The organism is Bacteroidota bacterium (assembly GCA_016718825.1).
GTDB lineage: Bacteria > Bacteroidota > Bacteroidia > J057 > JADKCL01 > JADKCL01.
In genome coordinates, this window is record JADKCL010000073.1 from 131,807 (window position 1) to 155,333 (window position 23,527).

20 protein-coding genes are annotated in these 23,527 nt (G+C 50.6%); 14 read left to right on the forward strand and 6 right to left on the reverse strand.

What is annotated here, in order from left to right:
- Positions 1-9 precede the first annotated feature (9 nt).
- From IPN95_32240 to IPN95_32255, 4 genes are all read left to right on the forward strand, one after another.
- Positions 10-1,488: a phosphotransferase gene (locus tag IPN95_32240; GenBank protein ID MBK9453985.1), complete on the forward strand. Its 1,479-nt coding sequence runs from the start codon at positions 10-12 to the stop codon at positions 1,486-1,488.
- Positions 1,489-1,490: 2 nt separating this feature from the next.
- Positions 1,491-2,213 (forward strand): nucleotidyltransferase family protein, encoded by a 723-nt coding sequence (locus IPN95_32245; GenBank protein ID MBK9453986.1) that lies wholly within the window; start codon positions 1,491-1,493, stop codon positions 2,211-2,213.
- Between the two features lie 400 nt (positions 2,214-2,613).
- On the forward strand, positions 2,614-3,294 hold the full coding sequence (locus IPN95_32250; protein ID MBK9453987.1) for a Crp/Fnr family transcriptional regulator: 681 nt from the start codon (positions 2,614-2,616) through the stop codon (positions 3,292-3,294).
- Between the two features lie 150 nt (positions 3,295-3,444).
- Positions 3,445-4,944, forward strand: a complete 1,500-nt coding sequence (locus IPN95_32255; GenBank protein MBK9453988.1) for a T9SS type A sorting domain-containing protein — start codon at positions 3,445-3,447, stop codon at positions 4,942-4,944.
- 28 nt (positions 4,945-4,972) lie between these two features.
- Here the strand turns inward: IPN95_32255 and IPN95_32260 are convergent, their stop codons facing one another.
- The 3 genes from IPN95_32260 to IPN95_32270 all read right to left on the reverse strand — a co-directional run bounded on the left by IPN95_32260 (position 4,973) and on the right by IPN95_32270 (position 10,287).
- The gene (locus IPN95_32260) at positions 4,973-6,592 is read right to left on the reverse strand and encodes a mucoidy inhibitor MuiA family protein (protein ID MBK9453989.1); all 1,620 of its coding nucleotides are present in this window, start codon (positions 6,590-6,592) and stop codon (positions 4,973-4,975) included.
- A 150-nt stretch (positions 6,593-6,742) separates the two neighbouring features.
- Positions 6,743-8,182, reverse strand: coding sequence for an Ig-like domain-containing protein (locus IPN95_32265; protein ID MBK9453990.1), 1,440 nt, complete (start codon positions 8,180-8,182; stop codon positions 6,743-6,745).
- 236 nt (positions 8,183-8,418) lie between these two features.
- Entirely contained in the window at positions 8,419-10,287 is a 1,869-nt protein-coding gene (locus IPN95_32270; GenBank protein MBK9453991.1) for a tetratricopeptide repeat protein, read from the reverse strand.
- Positions 10,288-10,387: 100 nt separating this feature from the next.
- Between IPN95_32270 and IPN95_32275 the strand changes: the two genes are divergently transcribed.
- Positions 10,388-11,437, forward strand: coding sequence for a DUF3089 domain-containing protein (locus IPN95_32275; GenBank protein ID MBK9453992.1), 1,050 nt, complete (start codon positions 10,388-10,390; stop codon positions 11,435-11,437).
- Between the two features lie 6 nt (positions 11,438-11,443).
- On the opposite strand, the gene IPN95_32280 is transcribed toward IPN95_32275, so the two are convergent.
- Complete coding sequence (locus tag IPN95_32280) at positions 11,444-12,133, reverse strand: DUF2461 domain-containing protein (GenBank protein MBK9453993.1); 690 nt, start codon at positions 12,131-12,133, stop codon at positions 11,444-11,446.
- 67 nt (positions 12,134-12,200) lie between these two features.
- Here IPN95_32280 and IPN95_32285 point away from each other — a divergent pair, with 67 nt between their 5' ends.
- Together IPN95_32285 and IPN95_32290 are read left to right on the forward strand one after the other, a co-directional pair.
- The gene (locus IPN95_32285; protein MBK9453994.1) at positions 12,201-12,779 is read left to right on the forward strand and encodes a hypothetical protein; all 579 of its coding nucleotides are present in this window, start codon (positions 12,201-12,203) and stop codon (positions 12,777-12,779) included.
- A 48-nt stretch (positions 12,780-12,827) separates the two neighbouring features.
- Positions 12,828-14,228 (forward strand): SUMF1/EgtB/PvdO family nonheme iron enzyme, encoded by a 1,401-nt coding sequence (locus IPN95_32290; GenBank protein ID MBK9453995.1) that lies wholly within the window; start codon positions 12,828-12,830, stop codon positions 14,226-14,228.
- A 383-nt stretch (positions 14,229-14,611) separates the two neighbouring features.
- On the opposite strand, the gene IPN95_32295 is transcribed toward IPN95_32290, so the two are convergent.
- Positions 14,612-15,592, reverse strand: coding sequence for a hypothetical protein (locus tag IPN95_32295; protein MBK9453996.1), 981 nt, complete (start codon positions 15,590-15,592; stop codon positions 14,612-14,614).
- Positions 15,593-15,871: 279 nt separating this feature from the next.
- On the opposite strand from IPN95_32295, the gene IPN95_32300 reads away from it, so the two are divergent.
- From IPN95_32300 to IPN95_32320, 5 genes are all read left to right on the forward strand, one after another.
- Positions 15,872-16,033: a hypothetical protein gene (locus IPN95_32300; protein ID MBK9453997.1), complete on the forward strand. Its 162-nt coding sequence runs from the start codon at positions 15,872-15,874 to the stop codon at positions 16,031-16,033.
- 9 nt (positions 16,034-16,042) lie between these two features.
- Positions 16,043-17,266, forward strand: coding sequence for an SUMF1/EgtB/PvdO family nonheme iron enzyme (locus IPN95_32305; protein MBK9453998.1), 1,224 nt, complete (start codon positions 16,043-16,045; stop codon positions 17,264-17,266).
- A 111-nt stretch (positions 17,267-17,377) separates the two neighbouring features.
- Entirely contained in the window at positions 17,378-18,244 is an 867-nt protein-coding gene (locus IPN95_32310) for a helix-turn-helix domain-containing protein (protein MBK9453999.1), read from the forward strand.
- Between the two features lie 99 nt (positions 18,245-18,343).
- On the forward strand, positions 18,344-19,618 hold the full coding sequence (locus IPN95_32315) for a T9SS type A sorting domain-containing protein (protein ID MBK9454000.1): 1,275 nt from the start codon (positions 18,344-18,346) through the stop codon (positions 19,616-19,618).
- A 250-nt stretch (positions 19,619-19,868) separates the two neighbouring features.
- Positions 19,869-20,330, forward strand: a complete 462-nt coding sequence (locus IPN95_32320) for a hypothetical protein (protein MBK9454001.1) — start codon at positions 19,869-19,871, stop codon at positions 20,328-20,330.
- 108 nt (positions 20,331-20,438) lie between these two features.
- Here IPN95_32320 and IPN95_32325 read toward each other — a convergent pair whose 3' ends face one another.
- Entirely contained in the window at positions 20,439-21,401 is a 963-nt protein-coding gene (locus tag IPN95_32325) for a sodium-dependent bicarbonate transport family permease (protein MBK9454002.1), read from the reverse strand.
- A 330-nt stretch (positions 21,402-21,731) separates the two neighbouring features.
- Between IPN95_32325 and IPN95_32330 the strand changes: the two genes are divergently transcribed.
- A complete protein-coding gene (locus tag IPN95_32330) occupies positions 21,732-22,016 on the forward strand; it encodes a hypothetical protein (protein ID MBK9454003.1) in 285 nt (94 codons plus the stop codon).
- 173 nt (positions 22,017-22,189) lie between these two features.
- The gene (locus IPN95_32335) at positions 22,190-23,437 is read left to right on the forward strand and encodes a hypothetical protein (GenBank protein ID MBK9454004.1); all 1,248 of its coding nucleotides are present in this window, start codon (positions 22,190-22,192) and stop codon (positions 23,435-23,437) included.
- The last annotated feature ends 90 nt before the right edge of the window (positions 23,438-23,527 follow it).

Sequence of the window (23,527 nt, forward strand, 5' to 3'; positions counted from 1 at the left end):
GTTTAGTCCATGGAAAATGCAGCCGATTCGCAGCTACCTGCCCTGCAGGCCCTCAATGCGTTGTTTTCAGAATGGACGGGGCACTTGCCGATGCATGTGCAGGCCATTCCGCTTGCAGGTTCAGACCGCCGCTATTACCGGCTCAGTGATGCCCAGCGATCTGCCATCGGCGTTTACAGCAAGGATTTGGCTGAAAACAAGGCCTTTCTGAGCTTTTCAAAGCATTTCAAGTTGGCAAAGGTCCCCGTTCCGGAGATTTATGCGCAAAATCTGGAAGGAACCACCTACTTGCAGCAGGACCTCGGCGACGTGAGCTTGCTGCAGAAATTGGACAGCCTCCGTCGGCATTCGGCGTCCGACGAATTCCCAATTGCCGCCATCCACCTGTACCAAAGATCACTCGAGGAACTCGCAAGGATGCAAATCATTGGAGGACAAGGGCTTGATTATTCGCTTTGTGTGCCACGGCAGGATTTTGACCTGCAGAGCATCCGCTGGGACCTGAGCTATTTCAAATACTACTTCCTGCGGGCCGTGAAGGTGCCCCATGATGAGCAGTCCTTGGAGGACGATTTTGACCGGCTTGCGCATTGGTTGCTGGAGACGGACTGCAGCCATTTTATGTTCCGGGATTTTCAGGCGCGGAACATTATGCTGCTCAATGAAGAACCCTATTTCATTGACTACCAAGGCGGACGACGTGGAGCGATGCAATATGACGTTGCGTCCCTGTTGTACCAAGCCAAGGCCGACCTTCCGGAAACGTTGCGGGAAAGTTTGTTGGATCATTATATCGCTGCGGCGCAACAATACTCCAACATCGACCCCGTGCGCTTCAAAGCCCATTACCGCGGGTACGTCCTGATTCGCACCCTGCAAGTTTTGGGCTCCTATGGCTTCCGCGGATTTTTTGAGCGGAGACCACACTTTTTGGACAGCATCCCCTACGCCTTGGACAATGTGCGCACCTTGTTGGCCTCCGATTCCCTGCCGATTGCCTTACCGACGCTTTGGCAAGCCTTGCGCGATGCGGTAGCTTCGGATGTGCTCTTGGGAATCAGCAGGAAACCGACCACTGTCAAACCCTTGACCGTCAGGATCAAAAGCTTTTCCTACAAGGCGGGTTTACCGACGGATCCTAGCGAAAATGGCGGCGGCTTTGTATTTGACTGCCGGGCGGTGCACAATCCGGGCCGAATCGATGCCTACAAGTCCCTGACAGGCAGGGACAAACCTGTGATCGACTACTTGGAGGCGCTACCGGAGGCGCATGCCTTCTTCCGCGACGCGGCCGCGCTCGTGGAGGCGTCTGTGAGGCGTTACCTTGAGCGCGGATTTACAGATTTGATGGTTTCCTTCGGATGTACCGGCGGGCAACACCGTTCCGTTTATTTTGCAGACCGCCTCGCAAAGGAAATCGGCAGCCGATTCCCCGTTCAAATCGAGGTCGAACACGTGCAGCAGGAGAAAAAGCAATGGAAAAACTGAAGCTGAGAGCGATGATTTTCGCCGCCGGATTGGGCACACGCCTGCGTCCGCTTACCAACGACCGCCCCAAAGCCCTGGTGGAAGTGGGTGGAATTCCCCTGTTGGACATTCAAATTCGGCGGCTACAAGCTTATGGATTTGAGGAGGTTACCGTGAACATCCACCACTTTGCAGACATGATGGAGCGACACCTTGCAAGTCAGGACTACGGACTGAAGGTCAATATCTCCGACGAAAGGGATTTATTGCTCGATACCGGTGGCGGATTAAAAAAGGCGGCAGGATTTTTTCCTGGTGAAGATCCGGTTTTCATCTGCAACGTGGACGTCTTGAGCAATCTGAATCCATTGGCAATCATTGAATTGCATCAAAAAAGCGGCGCCTTGGCAACCTTGGTCATGCGCGACCGCCCGAGTGACCGCTACCTTGTTTTTGACGAAGAAATGCATCTCTGCGGTTGGGAAAACCGTCGCACAGGCGAAACCAAAGGTACGATTCCCACGAATGGAAAAGCGCTGGCATTCAGTGGTCAACAGGTGATCAGTCCGCGGCTGCTGCAAAACATGCGGCAAAACGGCGTTTTCTCGATCATCGACACCTATTTAGACCTTGCTTCGTCAGGTCAAATCCAAGGGTACCTCGACGGCAGCAGCGTTTGGATGGATGTCGGCAAACCGCAGGAACTCGCCGAGGGCGTGAATTTGCTGCCACTTATTCTTCCTTGAGGTTCGCATTCGCCTATGAATCCGCTAGGATAAATTCCATTAGATGCTGATTTGCTGCGATTTGGAGATACTCGGTGCTGACAAGGGCAATCGGATTACCTAAACTTGATCTTCTCCGATTTTTTTTATCCACGGAATCAAAAATTATTTGGCAAGTCTGCGCGTTCCTAAAAAAAATCTTTGGTTTCAAAACGCCCAAATTTGAAAATCAGAGGCCTACCCCCAAAGGGTTTGAAACTTTTTTTTCACATTCTCTTTCATCCATGGTTCTTTCCCTGCAAACAAGACGCTTGGTAAACCGTTGTGTATTCAAATCTAAATCGATAAATTGCTTCTTATTCGGACGATTGCTTATTCTGATTGGGTTTGTTTTTATCAACTTGGGCTTAACGTATTTACAATGGAAAAGAAAAACGGGTCTTCTGATGAAGTTTTGTTTTCCAACTTCCTCGGCTGTCTCAGCGACACCGAAAAGAAGCTGGTCGAGCAAAACGCTACCATCATTGAACTGGACAAACACGAGGCGATTTACAAGGAGGGTGCCGACAGTGATCGCATCTATTTTGTGAAACGCGGCCGTGTCAAAATCGTCACCAACGGCGAAGACGACAAAGAAGTACTCAAAAGCCTTGTTTTGGAAGGCGAATTGCTCGGTGAAGGTTCCATCTTTGGCGAAAAGCACCGTGCAGACACGGCCGTCGCCATGGACGAAGGTGTGACCCTCCTCGAAATGCGTGGCAGCATCGCACGTGAACTGCTCCGCACCAATCCGGAATTGAGTTTCAAAGTCACGGGTCAGATTGCACAGAAGTTGCGTTCGGCAGAGAAGCGACTGGAAGCTTTGACCTTCAAAAACAGCCGTACCCGCATCATTGAGTTCCTGAAGGACACTGCACATCGTCAAGGCCGCAAAATTGGCTTCGAGACCCTGCTGCACCCCTTCCTGACGCATCAGGACATCGGAAATTTGACCACCACCTCCCGCCAAACGGTGAGCTCCGTGCTCAACGAATTGAAGGGCGACAATAAGATTTATTATGACCGTCACCGTCTCCTCATCCGGGACCTGTCGGTACTGTAAAAAATTGGTTTTGAAAGGAATGAATGGAAAAGCGGTCTTTTGCGAGGCCGCTTTTTTTTGTGAGATTGGCATAAGCATCCATTCTTCCATTGCTGCCCCAAACACGACAAATCCATTTGGATTCTTGTTGAAAATCACCTAGCTTGTAGCATGAACCTTTTAAAAACCTTATTCAATACTTGCTTTTGCTTGCTGATCGTTGTTTTGAGTTGTGAAAATGGAATAGGGCAGAATTGGCATCCGTTTCCGGCAAATTCCATCAGCATTTACTGGTTTCAATATCAACCCGGCGATCCCGACACGCTGTTTTTTGCTGCGCGAATTGATTCGACCGTTGCTGAGGGGAATGACAGCGCTGCCTATCTGTACCGGCTCGACCGGCCGGGATATTTCAATGAAATGGCGGTGGATTGCAACGGTGATCCCGTGTACTTCGATCCAGTTGTGTACCGGCTGAATGTCGATCACTACCTTGGCCGCAAGATGCTGCGTGCCAATGATGGTGTCTGCCGTTTTGTTTCTTCGGTGGGTGATACTTTTAGGTTGAGGACATTCGCCGGGATGGGCGCTTCCTGGACTTGGTCCCCCGGCGTCACGGCTACTGTGACTAACGTCGCCGCGGCCACGGTCTTGGGGGTACCCGATTCGATCAAGACGATTTCGCTGACCAATGGAAAGGAAATCATCTTGAGTCGGGAACATGGCTTTGTCAAAACCTATTCCTTTCTTCCGTTTGCCGAGCAGATGGGCCAATTCGCGGACATCGACTTCCATCTTTGGGGCATTCCGGGGCAAAATCTCGGCCGAGACCTGCCGCATACCGCGGAAATCCATGATTTTCAGGCGGGGGATCAAATCTGCAAATACGGTGACCTCCGCGAAAACAGCAGTCATACCTACGAATGGACGACGGTCAATTACACGGGCAGCATTCCCTGCATTTTTCCGACTTATTCTTCCACTGTGGAACGCTACCGCGAAATCCGTCCCTACCCGGGCATGATGACGCCATATTATTACCCAACGACGGCGATGACTCCGCCTTGCACGGCCACAAGCGCAACAGATTCACTGCTGGAACTCCTTCCTTATGAGCACAATCCCTATTTGAGCCCACTCCAATACGAACAATGGATCCAAACGGGATACCAAACCGAAAGCGCGGTCCATAACCGGATTTCGTGTAATCTGACGGCCTTGGACAATCTGGACACCTGCGGGCAAACAGTCTTTTTGTTCGAATCGAAATGGACCAAGAAAATGACCGCAGGCCTCGGCGAATTGGAATACCGCTATGTCTTCACGAATGAAATCGACGACTGGAGACACATTTATGCCTACGAAAAAGGCCTTGAAGGCTATGGCACCTGCGAAGACCTTCACGCCCTTACTGCCGAAGAACCCAATTCTGGCATAGTCAAAGTTCACCCCAATCCAGCTTCGCAATTCGTTCAAATTGAGTTGCCTCCGTCCATCGAATGGTCGGCGGTGGGTTTTGAAATTCTGGATCTCGCGGGCAAGCAACTTCTGAAAATTCCCGGCAGCCCTCAGCTCATCGACGTAAGCACCATCCCCAACGGAATGTATGCCCTGAAAATTACCGTGGAGGGCCGCGTATTCGGGACGCAGCGAATTATTGTACAGCGGTAAACCGATTCGAAGGCAAAGCGCAATATTCTCACAACCCGCTCACAGACATATCCTTGGGATAGGCCACACTGAATCCAAGCTCAATTTTCTCCTTGCTCCGGGGCTGGAGATTGATCTTCCATTCGACGACGCCGTTGGCGAGTTTGTCCTTGTCCTTTTCGGGGTTTTCCGCGGGCGAACAGACTTTGGTTTCGACCTTGATCTTTTCGTCGGTCGTGACGGGCAGGTGGTCGCGCACAATGATTTGCTCTGCAGAGTCGCGGTTGCTTTCCAGGGTGATCAGGTAGCTGAAATCCTCAATATGGCTTCTGGAAAACAGCCCTTTTTCGTCACCGACCCGCTTTTGGAGTTTGCGCACGACCTTGATGCTTTCATCCACGCCGAGGTGCAGTTCAAACTTTTCGCCCGGCACCACCAATGCTTGCATTCGGCTGCTTCCGACAAAATTGCCATCGAGGAAGATGCTGATTTTGCCCGGCAACAAGGGGAAATCGGTGGTATTGGTCACCTCGGCCGTCAAATACACATGCTCGGCAAGCTTCGGAACGGTCAAATACTGAAATTGATTCCCAAAATCGCCGTCCATGATCAGGAGTTTGGCTTCGCCCCCGTCGCCAGGCACATCGCCGCGCCCACCGGTGCGGAACACGACCGAACTTCCTTGTCCCGCCTCGACAGTGGCATAGGATTCATCCGCTGCTTCTTCCATTGCCGGCATTCCGGGTGCTGCCTCCGAAGCAGGCATCGCCATCGATTTCTTGAGACCGCCTGCAAATCCACCTCCACCGCGTGAAACCGCCATCTCCCGTTCTTCCCGCATGACCTGCTGCGAAACATACCAAGCGCCAATGGCCGGCGCATTTCCCCCCAATTGAGGCCGGGCGGTGGAGAGCAGCACTTCGACGCCCTTCCAATCCTCGCCGGTGCGCTGCGTGACCATTCCATAATACCTTATTCCGACCTTTTTGGCCTTCGAATCCACCCTCGCGTCATACAAGGGCTGCCATTTTGCGTCGTGAATGATGTAGGACAATTCGAATTCAAAATCTCCAGCATCCTGTACCTCAACGGCAATCGTAACGATCTTCCGGACTTTGGTGGTCGCCCCGCTGAACTTCATCAACTCTGCATCAATCAAACGGATGTCGGCCTCCGCCTTGCGGATTTTGAGTTCGAGGTCGCGGCGCAGTCCGTCCAAATCACGCTGCTCCTTGCCCAAAAACTCCAACACGGATTTCCAATCGTCCAGCACGGGACGTTGCACATCGAGGTCCTTTGAAATTTGCTTGGATTTGCCGACGCCGATTTCCTTGAGAAAGGCCTTTTGGTGTTCGATGGCAGCGATTTCGTCTTTGAAGGCGGCGATATTGTCCAGCAAACGCTGCTTTTCCTCGCCCAAGGTATGCAAGGCAGCCTCGGGAACGTCCTTGTATTGCTGATCCGAAACTTTGAAATCGAGCAAAGTCAAACCGACCGTGCCACGCGCGCTGATGCGCAAGGATTCCTTGTCGAGATTCGCCGGAAGATGCGTGATGTTAAGGGAAAGGGTCTTTTTGTCGAGGGTTGCCTTTGCCAACCGCGTGACCATCGCGCGATCGGTGTAAACGGTGACTTTAGAAACGGTGCTTTTGACTTCGTGGGTTGACATGCGTGAGGGGATGTATAAAAGGTGATGAACAAATATAGGATTTTCAGGGAGAATGCGACAAAGGGGATTCAACCGCAAGCAGGCAAAAGCATGGAGGCGAACACTTTTGGTATTCGCCTCCATTTTGGAACAGAATCGACTGAATTAGAATCAGAATCCTACGGTCACGGTCGTCGTGGCCTCGGCATAGCCGCCCGAGCAGGCGCGCACTGTTGTCGTTCCGGGGCCGGTAGCAAACACTTGACCGGTCATGTCATCGACCGTGGCCACAGCCATGTCGTCCACACAATAGCGCAAGTCGGGATTGGCAACGACCGCACCGTTAAAATCCAATGCCGTTGCATTAATTTGACCCGTTGGGCTACCCAACAAGCTCAGATTCAAGGCGCCCGAAATGTTGATGCTTGCCACGGCCGGATTACCGGTTCCGCAGTCGCAGAGGCTCACCATGATCACGGCCACGCCGCCGACTTCCTGATTTCCTTGCATCATTGCCGCCACGAAGGTCATGTTGCCCGGCATGGCATTGCTGTTGACGCTGACCAATCCGCTGGCATTCACCGTTGCAAAGTCAAACATGGGGATGCCGTAGCTCGGGATGAACCAGTCAAATTGGGTGATTCCAGGCAACAAAGCGCCGGTGCGGACATTGTAAGCCTTGGCGGTAAATTGCTGATTGGCTCCTGCGCGGATTCCTGCAATGAACGGCGTGACTTCGATGATGGTATCGGGGCTGACGTAGATTTCGGCTTGACCGGTGATGCCATCTGCCGTGGCGTAGATGTAGGCGTTGCCCAAGGCGCGCGCCGTCACGCGGCCGCTTGCGTCCACACTTGCGATTGCAGGATCAGAACTCGTCCAGGTGAAGGTCTTGCTCACTGCGCCATCCGGATTAAAGGCCTGGGCAGAAAGCTGTTGTGTCTCCTGACGGAACAAGCTTGCGCTTGCAGGCGTCACCTCGACACGGGTCACAGGCAAGGTCACGGTGGGAATACCCACAACCATCACCGGTACGATAAACGGATTATTGGGGTGGGTGCTCGCGGTCACTGTGATCGTGCAGCTTCCAACGCCATTGAAGGAAACATTGCCAGTGCTGCTCACGCTCGCCACGGCGGTGTTGCTCGATGAAAACGTATAGGTCGGTGTCGCTGTTCCCAAGTAAAAGGTCTCCAGCTGAATCGAGCCCGAAGCTTCCCAGATGATGGCCGATGGCACAACGGCAAACACGGTCGGTGCCGCGATGCCCAATGGGACGCTCGCAGTGTAGGTTTCACCGTCTTCGGTTACTGTCGCCGTCACGGTAACGGTTCCGACACCGGCAACTGCTACCACGCCACCTGCTGAAACAGTCGCAACACTTGCTTCGCTCGTGCTCCAGCTCACACCATTCGCAGGGGAGACCGTGCCGTCAGCACTTACAAACTTGGCGGAATAGGTCAATGAACCATCCGGCTTCATCGATTGCGCGCCATTCGAGATCACCAGAACCTTGTCTTGGTCCGTCGGATCTTTGTCTTTTTTGCAACCTGTGAACAATGCTCCTGTGAGCAAGAGGGCGATGAGGATTTGGAAATAAACATTCTTCATATTCTTTTCTCGTTTTAAGTTGAGGAATGCCAAACCAACAGCAAAATTTTGACCAGTAAAGGCCAAGGGTACCTTTACACAACCTATACAGATGTATCAATCACCTATTTGTCAATACTTTAGATTTTCACCCGTAAGGTCGATGTATAGGTAGCCCGATAAAAATGGGGTGGCCTTCTCCGACCAATTCAAGTTGGATTTCTGCGACATGACTGGGAAAATCGCAGTAGTGTGAATCAGAATCCTTCCAGAAACTCCTTGAGTGAAGCAGATGGCTCAAGGTTGAGCTTCTTGCGCAGGCGGTGGCGTGCCACTTCGACGCTGCTCCCTTCAATATTGAAGACAGCAGCGATCTCTTTTGAGGACAGTCCAAGTTTGATCATGGCACAGAGCCGCTTTTCCTTGGGGGAAAGATCAGGGAATTCAGCGTCGAGACGCATGAAAAAGTTCTGCTGTGCCTCCTGAATGTAGAGCTGAAATTCTTTGCGTTCATTTTCCAGGCTCAGGGTTTGGCTTACGAGAATGCTCAGTTCCTTGAGTTTTTGTTCGTCGGCTCCCTTGCGCAGGGATTTGAGTTCGCGGTCGAGGACTTCCAAGAGGTCGTTTCTGCGAACGATGTTCATGGCCAAACTGGTAATTTCGCGGCCTTTGAAGCTGATTTCTTCTTGCAGACGCTTTTGTTCCGATTCGGCGGCCTTCAAATCCGAATCTTTTGCCTTCAGGTCGGCTGCCGCGGCCTTCAAGTCGGATTCCTTGGCCTTGAGGTCGGCCGCGGCAGCTTTTAATTCGGCCTCTGCGAGCTCCTTTTGCGTGGCATGCATTTCCTTGTCCTTCTGTTGCAAGGCTTGCTCCCGCCGGAAAACCGCGCGTTGACGGGTATAAATCACGTATCCGAAGATCAACAGCAAGACAATGACCACCGCCAACCCGATCTTGGACAATTGGTCAACCCGCTGCTTTTGGGCCATCGTTTCCAAGGCTTGATCTTTGAGCTGAATGTCAAATTTCAGCCGCATTTCCTCAATCGCGCGGGTTTTCCCTTCGTTGAAGATGCTGTCGCTGAGGCTCGATTGCATTTCGAGATGCACGTAGGCCTGCTCGTAGTTGCCCATTTGTTTGTAGGCCACGGCAAGCACTTCGTGGGCCGAAGCCGCCGGCAACAACGCCATCGAGGTGGCGCCGATCTCCAAGGAGGTCTGCGCGTGCTGAATGGCGAGTTCGGGCCGTCCCCATTTCAGGTACAATTCAGCAAGTTTGAGGTGTGCAATCGTCTGTTCACTTGCACTGGGGACCGAATCCGCAAGTTGCAACGACCTCAATGTCAAGGATTCGGCGATTTCAAACTGACCTTCCAAAATGTAAAGCGCACCCAAATTCCCCAGCACACTTGCTTGCCCCGGGACTTGCCCGATGGCCTCATAACCGGCAAGCGCGGCCTCGAAATGGGCTTTTGCGGCAGCACGATCCGCAGGACCTCCCTTTTTGGTCAGGCCAAGATTGTTGTGAATCATCGAAAGCCCATTCGTGTCTTGCAATTCGGTAAAATAGGTCAATGCGCGACCATAGTACTTTTCCGTTTGGACCTGATCATTGTTGCCGTTGCAGACGTTGCCGATGTTGGTGTAAATGGTAGCGAGTGCGTAAGGATCCTTGTTGACCTCAAAATAGGCGGCCGCCTTGAGCAGCGCCTCCATGGACAGGTCGTAGTAAGACATGTCCCGGTACACCAAGCCGATGTTGTTTTGCGCCTTGGCAGCTCCAAGCGGATTTCCAGCCTCCTGAAACAGCTTTTCGGCAAGTTGGTAGTCGGCAAGGGCGGCTTTGTAATCGCCTTCGATCCATGCCAAAGTGCCGCGTTGATTGACCGCTTTGGGCAAAATGGCTTTATTTTCAGGCTTTTCGGCGACTTCGAATGCGATTTTCAGGTAATATTTTGCCTTAGCCGGATCACTGTACATCACGGCACTCGACTTGCCGATAAGCAACTTGACCTGTGCCGAATCAGCCAAACCGGCGAGTTGCACGCGCAGACTGTCTGGCATGGAGGCATGCAGTCCCGAAAACAAAAGCAGCAACAAAACAAGAACCCAGAAACGTTGAAACATTGGAAACGAAACGAAGATTTTGGGCAAGGTATCAAATTGTCGGCCAAATCGTAACAGCCATTACGCTTCAATCCGAAAAATGCCCTAAGTTCATCCCACAATGAGATTTAAAGCCTTCCACGCTCCGGATTTTCTTGAATTGGCTTCCCAAAGAACGGTTGTCCTCCGGTGTCTTGCTGTCATTTGTGGTCTTTGTTGTCAGTTTTCGCTTGGATTCTCACAACATCTGCCTCCATTTTCAGCCAAGGACCAACCCGCCGCACCGGACTATTCGCAGGAAAAATACTGGTCTGCCCTCCCCTTTCGCAAGGATGCGCCCGACAAAACTCCTTATGATGAAAAATGGGTCTCCGACAGCCTCAAAAAGGTCGATGTGTTTTACATCTATCCGACGTTGTTCATGAATGGGAAAACCTGGAATGCAGACGTCGACAAGAAGTCCCTCAATCGCCGAATCGACCATTTTCCGGTCAAGTTACAAGCTTCGATTTTTAACGGCGTCGGGCGAGTTTATGCCCCGAGGTACCGGCAGGCGATCATCGACAGCTACCACGACACCACGGGAAGCGGCCAAAAGGCCTTGGATTTCGCCTACGAAGACATCAAAGTCGCCTTCGAATACTACCTCGCGAACTACAATCAGGGCCGGCCGATCATCATTGCCTCCCACAGTCAGGGGACGACGCATTCACGGAGATTGCTCAAGGACTATTTTGACAATCCCGAAATGAAAGCCAAGCTCGTCTGTGCCTACGCCGTCGGATTTGCACTGCATCAAGCTGATTATCAAATTCTCACGCCCTGTGACTCTGCCACGCAGACCAATTGTTATGTAGGTTGGGCGAGTTTCAGGGAGGGTTATCGCTACGAAGGAGAATTGCCCTATTTCGGGGATGTTTGCGTGAATCCTTTGTCTTGGACGCGTGACTCGGTGAGCGTACAGGCTTGGCCGGGCATTTTGCTCAACATCAAGCGCAAACGCGCCTATCAATCTTCGGCGCAAATCATGGGGAAGCAACTGATGGTCCACACCAAAATGCCGCTCATGCGGCACCGAGACGTCTTGCACCTGGTCGATTTCAACCTGTTTTGGAGGGAAATTCGGCGGAATGCCAAGGATCGGGTCAACGCCTATTTTGAAACGCACTGAGCCACCTCAATACAAAGGCAAGCCGTTTCCATCGGTCGTGAGCATCTCGCTCATGTAGTCAAAAAACGGGCGAATCGCTTGGAGACTGGCATTGGCTTGCACTACAAAGTCGGGCGCGACCACCTCGGCATCCGTGAAAAATCGTCTGAGAATGAACTGTTTGTAGCGCAGCAATTCCACGGCCGGATGGTCTTTGGGAAATCCAACAGGTGCTGTTTTGAGTTGGTCACCTTGCATTTTGCCGAAGGTCTGCTGAATGCCCGGCGCATCCAAAATCTCCTGCCATTCCTCAAAATTGTCCGCGATATCCTCCCGAATGCGTTTCAAATCCGCCGCATTGGGCCCATAAAATCCGGCCGAGACGTAGGAATTTCCGGGCTCGACATGGAAATAATAGCCGCCCCGCAAAGCAGGCTTGATGCGGTGAAATCCGCCGGCAAAACGTGTGTTGAACGGGGGTTTGTTTTTGTGGAACCGCAGGTCATTGTAGATGCGGTAGAGGTTGTGGCCCGGGCGCTCGGCCACGATGCGGTCGTGCGTGAGCATACGCGCCTGCAAATCCTGCGCGAAGACCTTCATATTGTCGTGGGCAAGGTCGTAGGTTGCTTTGTGAAGCCCAAACCATTCCTTGTTATTGTTTTCCCGAAGGTCTTTCAAAAATTGCAGGGTTTCGGGGGCGATCACAGTGGCAGACATTTCTTGGAATTTGAATGCCAAAGATGGGGAGAAACTGCTAAATTGACGGAAATACCTACACTTGGAAATGCGGCATTTACAGAAGGAACTGGAATTTCTCAAAATGCTGAAGCAGTTGAATCGCTTCAAAGAAAAGTCAAGGTCGCCACGGGAACTGGACCTGCTTGGCGTCTATTTCTTGGAGGGACCTGTCGGAACCTGGAATCGAAGACTGATCTTGGATGGCCGCGGAAATTATCACCTTGGGCATTGGACAAGCTTGGGGAATTATTACCATCCCATGGAATCAGGGACTTACGAAATTATTGACAATCAATTCATTCCAAGCACACGCAACATCACTTTCCCCTTGAAGGCAATGCAAATTGTGCAACAATCGGATAGTGGACGGCCGCAGCTTGCGCTTGGTGAATTTTCCAATGGTCCGCTTGGGGATGAATACTTCATTCAGGCGGAATTCCCCACCGTGATGACATGCATCGCCACGGAGCACACAGGCTACGTCTTCACCAACAGCCTTACTTTGGGAAACCATTATCTCGTCCTCTCGCACGATCCCGCAAAGAACCGCTTCGTTTTGATCAACGACCGTGGTCGCACCCGCATTTATCCTGCAGCAATCTTTCAACGAAAAGGATTAATTTGAGGAAGAATGTTCGTCCCCGCCATGCAAAAATTGTTGTTTTCCAAACGAATGTCCCTGCTCCTGCTGCTTTGGCTTCCAATGCAATTGGCCGCCCAATGCCCCTCTGTCCAGAGTTGGCTGCGCGAAGCGACCGAGATCAAACCGGGGGTTTGGATTGCCAATGCGGAAGTCTCTGTGCGGGACTATGAGACGTTTCAATGGTATATTCTCAAAGACAGCGGCGAGGTGATGTACGTTGCGCTTCTCCCACCACCCGAGTTCTATTCCCTAGACCATTCGACGCCACGATGGGGCTACCGGCAGACTGGAAACTGGACTGAAGGCCATTTCCCGATTGAGGCCGACCATCCCATGGCTGGCATTGTACAACGGCAAGCCGACGAATACTGCAAATGGTTCAGCATGATGCTCATGCATCTGCAACTCTACTATCATCCAAGCGACAACCTCTCGCAGCTGTACGACAATTTTCCAACGATTCGTTTTCGGCTACCTACGCCCGAGGAATGGAACCTGGCGGCTTCCAAAATCTTGCCACCCAAGAAAACTTCTGATTACGAGGAATTACCGAGTCGCTATTTGTTTACACGAACGGTGAATTCTTCAAGGCCTGGAGAGAAATTGCTGCATTTTCATGACAATGTTTCGGAAATGACCACGGACCCGAATGTGGTCATAGGTGGAAACTACGCCGCCGAAGGGCTCGGAATCAGCAACTTGTCCGGTGAGAAACCCGATCAAAAAATGGGATTTCGGATCGTGTTGGAGTTCCCCGACAGCATCAAACCATTTTACCCAGAAATCCCCAATCATTTACTTCGCCATTGTGGCAAATCCTCTGCTTTTGAAAAACCACGAGACTGGCCCATCAAGATGGATCCCAAACACCGGCAGTTCGAAAATGAATTTTATCCCTACAACCTGAAGCAGCAATGCATTGAGATCGAGCCGAATATATGGCTTTCCAAATCTGACGTCAGCGTAGGGCAATTCGCTTACTACACGTTCTTCTTGCTGTCGGATTCCGGAGAATACTATACCCGTCAATGTTCGCCGATAAATTGGACGTACACTTCTGACTATAAAATAAAAATTCTCTTGGACAGTCTGAATGAAGCCCCGCTACAACAAAGGCTGCTTCCCATACGCGGAATATCCCAAAAGCAGGCGGAGAGGTTTTGTCAATGGATGACCGTACACCATATTTTTGAGGTCTCCCGCCCCGGAGCTGCGTGTCGGTATCGCTTTCGGCTAATGACGCCGGCGGAGTTGCAATTGGCCATTAAAGTGGATCCCACGGTCAGCCCCAAAGCCACTGAAATGGGGTTCAGGTATGTGGTCGAAGTGTTACCTACGCATCCTGACGCTGTGCATTTCAAAGCAGTCCCGGAAATGCTCGTGAAGAGAAATTACGACCGCCGTCGCTGGATTTGGCCCGGATTTGAATGAGGTTTTTTGGGAAAACGCAGGCTGCCTAGACGCGTACTTGACCAGAAGGTAAACGCAAATATTCTGTAAATTGAATAAATCTAGCGCCTCTTGTAGCACCTCCTTCCTAACCATAAGACGGTTTGTCAGCACATTTCAGCGGTAGTTCATCACCAACCCTATCATGCGGAGGTGTATCGTGAGGCGCCAGATTTCTCCGCTTCGTCTTTGGATATTTGCTGCGCCTCCTTCGGAGCCATGCAAATACCCAAAGACTCCGGTCGAAATGACAAACGGTTTGGCTTACTAGAAATCTTCCCGATAAGCAGAAAAAATACGCATGCCAAGCTGCTACTGCTACCCGCGCAAATCAACGTGACTGAGGCTGGACATCCAATTCCCGTTCATTTTTCCACAAACTTCCCATCGACCCAGTAGCGTTTGATTTTGCCTACACGCACCGCATCCTGCAATATTTCCACCTCACATTCATGACCCGGAACGTTCGCTTTGAGCGCCTCGGTGAGGGCAGCTGGCAAATATTGCGTTGTCACATTCTCCCATGCTGCATTTTTCCAACGCCAAAGAAGCAGCATTGACTCACAACCTTCATCAAAGAGCAATTCTCCATCGTCGGCCTCTCCTGCAGGGCTTGAATAATTGCTGCGGTAAGATTGCAACACAAAGAATCCTGAGGTAGAAGGCAGAACTTGGAAGGTCTCATATTGATCGTTCCCGGTGCCCGCATTGGACCAATTGTGATAGCAATCAAACCGAAGCGGCGAAAAATGCTGCATCTCCAAGCCAATGGTATTCAAGGCTTTGCCGATGCCCTCTTTCCACTCAAAGCCTTCGAGGCGATATTGGGTCGCAAACCATTCTTGATCGGGTTCAGTAGCCCATTTCTGATCCAACAAAGCAAAGAATGCCTCTTTGTCTTCCGATTGCACCTTGGCCTCAATGGCTTTGAGTGCGAATGGCAAGGTCTTGTTGGTCTTTTTCAAGGTCCATTCCCCGGAAAAACTGCCGAGCGTCGCATCCCATTTTCCGACGAAGCGTTCTTGCCATTCCGCGCCTTCTACCAAAGCATAGCGCAGCTCCATCGTGTGGTTGGCGAGGCATAAACGCCCGCTGAGATCAATCGACCGAACTTGGCTGCGGTAATAATATTGCCCCTTCACGTCGGTGCATTCGCCCTCGGCCAATGTCCAGAAGGGCTGATTCCCATCACGTTGCAAATGCATTTCAATCCTGATGCCATCGCCCAACGTGCCAACGAGTTGGATGTCATTGGCGACGTAGGTGTCGACTTCTTGCGCTGATAAAACGTGGGTGAACTGCAATAGCAAAACGGCAAGGCCGGCAAGTAGGTAGCGAGGTTTCATGCCGACAATTTAGTGGATTTCAGGAGAAGAATGCATTGGGAGTGGTGCCGCGTGCTTGGGACGACCGGATTTTTCCCTAAATTCATGCATCAACGCTCAAAATGCCGATGCTGATCCATTTATCTACGCGGCCCCTTTTGGATTCGAGGGCCACAAGGCACGAAGACAAAAAAACAAAAAAAAAAGGGGGCGGTGTCTTCGTGCCTCGTGGCAAATTGGGGGAGGGTCACCAATCTGTCGAGTGAGATGATTATGGCCGCGTCGAGTATACCTTCAACAATGCGCCGGATCATACTCCTCCTTTGCCTATTGCTTCCAATCGTTGCAGCCGCGCAAGTCCCCTCTGTCCAGGGCTGGCTCAGCGAAGCGACGGAAATCAAACCGGGGGTCTGGATCGCCAATGCGGAAGTCTCCGTGCGGGATTATGAGGCGTTTGAATAGTACATTCTCATGGACAGCGGCGAAGCGATGCACAGTGCGCTTCGCCCGCCGCCAGAGTTCTATCCCCTAGACCATTCGACGACCTGGGGCTACAGGCAGGAAGGAAACTGGGAACCCGACCATCCCATGGCTGGCATCACGCGTTTGCAGGCAGATGAGTATTGCAAATGGTTCAGCATACATCTCATGCGAATTCAACTTGGCTATGACCTAGAGGTTGATTATCGCCAACGACCTGAAAATTTTCCAGAGATTCGCTTTCGCCTTCCTACCCCCGAGGAATGGAACCTCGCCACTGCGAAAATCCTACCTCCCAAGAAAACTACTGATTACCAAGAATTGCCAAGCCGCTATGTGCATACACGAACCGTGCAATCTTCGAGGCAGGGGGAGAAATTGCTGCATTTTCATGACAATGTTTCGGAGATGACCACGGACGCCAATATCGTTATGGGTGGCAATTTTGCCTCCGAGGGGCTTGGGATCAGCACCTTGTCCGGGGAAAAACCAGATCAAAAAATGGGATTTCGCATCGTGCTGGAGTTCCCTGATAGCTTGGAAGCATTTTACCCAAAGATACCGAATGCGACGCTCCACAAATGGGAATTGTACACCCCATGGGACAAGCCCCGCGATCGGCCCATTCAACTTGATCCCAAACACCGGCAGTACGAAAATGAATTTTATCCCTACAACCTGAAGCAACAATGCATTGAAATTGAGCCGAATATCTGGCTTTCCAAAACTGACGTCAGCGTGGGGCAATTCGCCTACTACATGTACTTTTTGTTGTCGGATTCTGGAGAAACATATATCCCTCCAAGATCGCCAATGAAATGGACGTATTATTCTGACTCCAGAACAACAACTCTCTTGGACAGTCTGAATGAAACCACGCCACAACAAAGGCTGCTGCCCATGCGCGGGATATCCCAAAGGCAGGCGGAGTGGTTTTGCCAATGGATGACCAGTCACCATTACTTTGAGGTCTCTCCTCCGGGCAATGCGTGTCGGTATCGCTTTCGGCTAATGACGCCGGCGGAGTTGGAATTGGCAATGAAAATGGATCCCAGTGTGACCCACAAAGCCACTGAAATGGGGTTCAGATTTGTGGTCGAAGTGATGCCAACGCATCCTGACGCTGTGCGTTTCAAAGCAGTCCCTGCGCATTTGGTGAAGGGATATTATGGTTATTGGAATCGAAATCGCACGATATGGCCCGGATTTGACTGAGGGTTTTTGGCAAATAGCAGGCTGCCTCTGCTCACCGTTGACCAGAAATTCAACGCAAATATTCTGTAAATTGAAGCCCCAATCGCATCGTTCATCGTTGAATATCACTTTGTGAAATCCAAGGAAAACATAGAAATCCCCACCCACAGCCTGGAATCTGCGCAGGAGCAGATTGTATTGCGCAGCATTGACCACAAAAACCACTATGATTTCACCAAGGTGCATCGCCACAGCTATTTTGAGCTGATGTTTTTTGAACAGGGCGGTGGCACAAACTTGATCGACTTCAATGCCCACGAAGTCAAATCCAATTCCTGTTATCTGATCTATCCGGGGCAAATTCACTTGCTGAATCGCGCGCCGGGGTCGTTTGGGTCTGTGATTCAGTTCACCTTGGACGCCATCGAATCCCCGAAACTTCAGCTGTTGCTCCAAGAAAAGGCTTGGTCAGGTTTTGCAGCGGTGGTATTCGAAGAAGGGGAAGCGCAGATGAAGGAGGTGATGCCCCTCGTGGAGCTGATCGGGAAAACGGCCTCGGATTCCGGCAAATACAAGCAAAATACGAAGCAGCATTTGCTGCAAGCCCTGCTTTTTGCCTTGTTTTCGATGTCGAATGAGACGTCCCCGTCGGATGCAATGGACCATCGTTTCTATCAATTCCTGCAGCTCGTCGACCTGAATTTCAAAACCGAACAAACGGTGGCATTCTACCTTGACCGCCTGACGATGCCTGAAAAAAAATTGGCGGCGCTCGCGCAGAGGTTCAGAGGAATTAGCCCGCTGCAGATCATCCACCAACGCATTTTACTGGAAGCAAAGCGAATGTTGGCCACTGGCAATCAGCCGCATAAAGAAATTGCCTACGAACTCGGATTCGACAGTCCCGCGAGTTTCAGCGCCTTCATCAAGAAAAAAACCGGATTGACGGCCTCGGAAATCCAAACGCAGGTGGCGGAAATTCACATTCAAAAGCCGTAAATTCATAATGATTCTGAGAATGGAATGAAGGAGATTTGTTTCAGGTTCTTGCAAGACCATCGATTCTCAAGATTCATTTCTCAATTGAATGAAAACGATATGAAACACTTCAAAATAGTATTTGCGCTTGTCATCTTGCTGTTTGGCAACCATTGCTTTGCACAATGGGGCTGGAATTCGATCAGCATGAATCCGACCCAAAGGATGCAGTCGATGAATTTCCTGACCGAAGACATCGGTTATGCGATGATGACTGCCGATCAAACGGGTGCCAAAACCTTGGAAAAAACGACGGATGGCGGGTTCATTTGGACGGCGATTCCACTTCCCGTCGTGGGGCAGGAATTTCAATCCCTTCATTTTCATGCAGATGGCGCAGGCGTGGTGGTTTTTCGCAACCTGCAAGATCCGGTCACACCGACGCGAATCTACCAAACGCTTGATGACGGAATGAATTGGCAAGACATTTCGCCCGACACGACGGCGACGGGTATGGGAAATGCAGTTTGCCAATTTCTCGATCAGGACACCGGCTTCTTTTCGACGGATCAGTTTCTCTACGCTACCGTTGACGGCGGCACGAATTGGACCACGCATACCTTTAATGTGTACCCGATGTCGATCAGTTTCTACGATTCCCAAAATGGTACGATCGGCACCTTTGACGGTACATTCAACTACTTTGGCGGAATGCTGACGACCACGAATGGCGGCCAAACTTGGACGCAGACGGATCTTACCGGAAATGGAACGGTCATTGGAGCCGTCGGACAACTTTCGCCGACGATCGCTTTTGCCGCGCCTGTGCAATTCGGAGCCTATAGTCAGCATCAATTCTACCGAACGACCAACAATGGCGCGACTTGGGATACCCTGCAAGTGCCCAATACATTGCCGAATTCGGAATTGAAAGCGCTCGATTTCAAGGATGAATTGAATGGGGTGGCCGCGGTAACGGAAATCGGCGGTGTCAGCTATTTCTACGAAACGACGGATGGCGGAAATAACTGGACCTATTTTGATTCCCTTCCCGGACTGAGCATCAACGACTTGCAACTCATTGGCAATACCGGCTACCTTGCAGGTGGCGAATTGGGTGTCTTTTACCGCCTGACACTGGGAATGTCCGTCGAAAATGCACATTCAAATTCGCTCCATGTCTATCCCAATCCTGCGATTTCCGGCCAAACGATTCGTTTTGAAGGGATGGAAGATTTCAAAGAATTGACCTTGATGGACCTCTCCGGAAAAGCCATTTACCAATCGACGGTTGAAGGAAACGCCTTGGATTTACCTTCGTTACCTTCGGGGATCTATTTCCTTCGAATGGATGGCATTGAGGGTTCGAAATGCGCCAAATTGATTGTTGAATAGGGTTTTTGGCATTCGAATTCCGTACAAGGAGAGAAGGTCTTTTCAAGTTGCAATTTCAAGTGACCATCGATCGGGAATTACCTTCATTCACCTCCTTGACTTTGCGGCCCTTTGCGCCTTTGCGGTTTTCTCCCCCCGATGAAACCGCAAAGGCGCAAAGGGCCGCAAAGCAAAGGCAAATCGTGGAAGGCAGAGACAGGACCGCGAATCCATCCTAACATCCATCTCTATTTTCAGCTAAATTTACGCCGTGACCCAATCCAACAAGGTCGTCCTTTTCGTTGTTCTCGCCTTCATCACGGGAATCGGAATCATCGTTGTCTTGGCTACAGGTTTGGTATTGTACAAGTTTTCCCGTCAGCATTCCGATCCACCGCAGCAACTCTCTGGCAAACAGGAAACCCTCGAAGTCACCTACATCCATTGGGCTTGCGCCTGCGCCAACTATCTCGATGTCAAGCATTTCCAAGACCATCCCAATGAAGAAGTCAAGGATACCGATTGCTTTTTCATCGAACCGGCCAACGCAAATATTGTCGTTCCAGAAAGCTTTGAAAATGAAGACTATTGGGATTGTAATCTGCGTTTGACCGGGCAGTTTTACCTTGATCAAGGCATCCCCGAAAGCTATGTTTCACCGACCCCGGAGACGCCGGAGCGTGCGCGGGTATTTCGGTATGAGGCGTTTGAATTGGTGCCGAAGGGGAAGTGAATACCCCGCAGCATTGACTTGGAGACTCCACCATAAAATTGAAGGAATTTGAGTCCCTCCAACATTCAAAAGCCTAATTTACAGCGCATTCAACCAACCAAAACCGCCTCACGTATTGCTGATGATCGCAAAATACAAGGGCATGCCGATCGAGATATTAAACGGGAATGTCAGCCCCAAGGCCATCGGGACAAACAGACCGGGATCCGCTTTGGGAGCAGCCATTTTCATGGCAGCCGGCACAGCGATATAGGAAGCGCTTGCGGCAAGAATTGCAAAAATGAAGCGGTTGCCAATATCCGCCGAAACCCAACCGCTGCACCAAGCAACAATGCAGCCATTCACGGCCGGAATCAGGATCGCAAATGCGCTGAGAAAAAGACCATATTTTTTGAATGCCGAAAACCGCTTCGCCGTCACCATTCCCATTTCCAACAAGAAAATCGCAAGGAATCCTTTGAAAATATCTGTCGTGAATGGTTTGATGCCTTCCGCCTGCTTGCTGTCGGCAATGATTCCGATGATCAAACTCCCCAAAATGAGCAAAACGCTTCCGTTGGTAAACGAATGCAGGGTGATCGAGCCGATTCCCGAGGATCCCTTTTTATCCTTTTCGTAACGGTTCAGAAGAATCACACCGACAATGATCGCAGGCGACTCCATGAAGGCCATGACGGCAACCATGTGCCCGCCAAACGGAATCTGCTGTGCTTCGAGAAAAGAAACGGCGGAAACAAATGTCACGGCACTCACAGACCCATACGTCGCTGCCACCGCTGCGGCATCGCTCACACTCACCTTTTGTTTGAGGATAAAAAACGTGTAAAACGGTATCAGCGAGGCAATCAGCAATCCAAACAGAATCGAAAAGACGATTTCCTTGCCAAATTCGCTGTGAGCAAGTTCCTGTCCGCCCTTGAAGCCAATCGCAAACAACAAATAGAGGCTGATAAACTTGCTCGAGGAGCGCGGAATCTCCAAATCACTTCGGACGATCGCTGCAAGGATTCCAAGCAAGAAAAACAGCAGTGTCGGATTCGTGAGGTTGGAAACGATGAGACTTAAATCCATGGGATGAACAGGGATGGGAGATGTGATGCCGGGAAAGAGAAAGCATTGGTACCTGCTTGGAAGCGTCTATTTGGAATTGATTGAACCAAATCGGTCGATGGAATTGCAGCCTTGAACAGCGTTCGTCATTCGAAGGCCGATCGGCTACGATTTTGGTGCAAGTACCTGCCAATTGTATCGCAGAAAACATTTCGCTGCAATGATAGCAAAACTATTAATATCAATTGCACGTTTACTATACACAATTGCATTGTTACCATGGAAGCATTTCGAAAATCAGAATTACCAAAGCGCTGATTCGACGATAAAAAAGGTCAAACGAAAAGGAATATGGAAGAAAAAGAACTGAATGTCAAGCTAATAGAGGGCAGCTTCAATGTCGAAGACGCCAACCTGCTCCTGTTGGAGCTGCTCCGTTTCAAAATCGGCTTTCATGATCAGAAGTTGTTCCGGGACTACAAGGAATTCAACCGCGACAATTCCAACTCCAAAAACCGGATCGAGGCGCTCACAAGATCGCTCAATGAAGTGCGTCGGCTCATGGCAAGTGTGAGGGACGCAGGGCAGGAAGTCGAAATTGACTGCGTGATCAAGATTCATACGAAAGTGCGGTAGGGGTAGAATCCGATTTCCGTCTGGATTCGTACGGAATCGCCAAAGCGCATGCGCGTTCGGGGATGGCTTTTTTGAAGCACCTGGAGCATCCAAGGAAAAATATCGTTCAATTGTTGCTCAAATTCCGACCTTCACGAGCGGAAAACTCACAGCAAAGCGCGATGTCCAATCCTATGCAACCCAGATCCATCCAACTCGACGTCATGCCTTCCTTTCATCCTCACTGCATCTTCACTTTGCAGGAAAATGAAAATGGCTGCCAAATTCGCTTCGAACGCTGCTATTCCCGGATTCTGAATGACGGCCCGATTGTTCACACAGTGGATCTTGATCGGGAAACGTTTGAAAAGGGATTTGAGCTGGGAAAAGCCGTGGTCACGACCGCGAGGGAAGACAAACGTTTAATCTTGGACGGCGTTTCTCTCAGGTGTACTGTTAACCAACAAGGAACAACGGCCTTTCACGAATTCCGATGCCCGGAAAACGAAACGCATGAGCTGCGACTTGTCACCTTTCTCTTCGAGATTGCGGAACAATGGACAGATGATCAGCAGATTGTAGAATACTTGGAGCTCATCGAGGGCTACTTTTTTTCCAAGCTTCCGGTGAAGGCTTTTGATGAAAATCCCTATCGCATCAGAATTTATGGGGCTTGGTCAATCGATGAATTCGAAGGGTTAAAGCAAGTTTTGTTGGAGGCAGCCACCCATGATCCTGTGGTCATTGACATGCGCAATTTTGATCGGATAGGGACGGCGCTTTACCCCTGCTTTGATCCGTTGTTGACAGCAAAAAACGTATCCTTTCTCGCGAACGATGCTGCCTTGCAATGCTTGATCGACATCGGAATTGACGATTCGACCATTCATCAAACCATCAAAAATGACTTGGCCCCCAACATCGCGCCTGAAGCAGCGGCCGACCATCGCCGTATTGAAGCGGCAATTGAAAAGCAATTGACAACTTGGTTTCTACAATCATCTGGGAAATCGGAGGATCAAATTACCGGTGATGAGCGGTTTACCTTGTTTGCTCGGCTTCCCCTTTCCCGTCAAGAGGAGATCATGCGGTTATGCAAGGTCCCGGAATGGGAATCGCCAGTGTTTTTCCTCCAAGTGGATGAGAATTCCTACATTCTGAACACCACGCAACGGTTCATTCAATTCGCTTTTGGGAGAGTTGAATCGCTTGACTACCGGGAATTTCGCGGCTTTGTGGATCTTCCAGCTTTTCCAGCATTTGATCGAAGCAAACCCAAGGATCCCGATCAAATCAAAAAAACGATCGAATTACAGTTGCGGACGACGGATGAACGGACGATCACATGGAATATCCCCAATGACAACGCTGGATATCAATTTTGGATTCTTACGGCGAAGTGCGCCTTGGTGGGGAAGAAATCGAAGCTTGGGTTTTGGTAGTTGGGTGGAAATTCATGCGGTTGGGAGTCTGAGAAATGTGCACATGATGGAAAACCAAAAGCGCATCAACAACCTGCAATTGCAGATCCT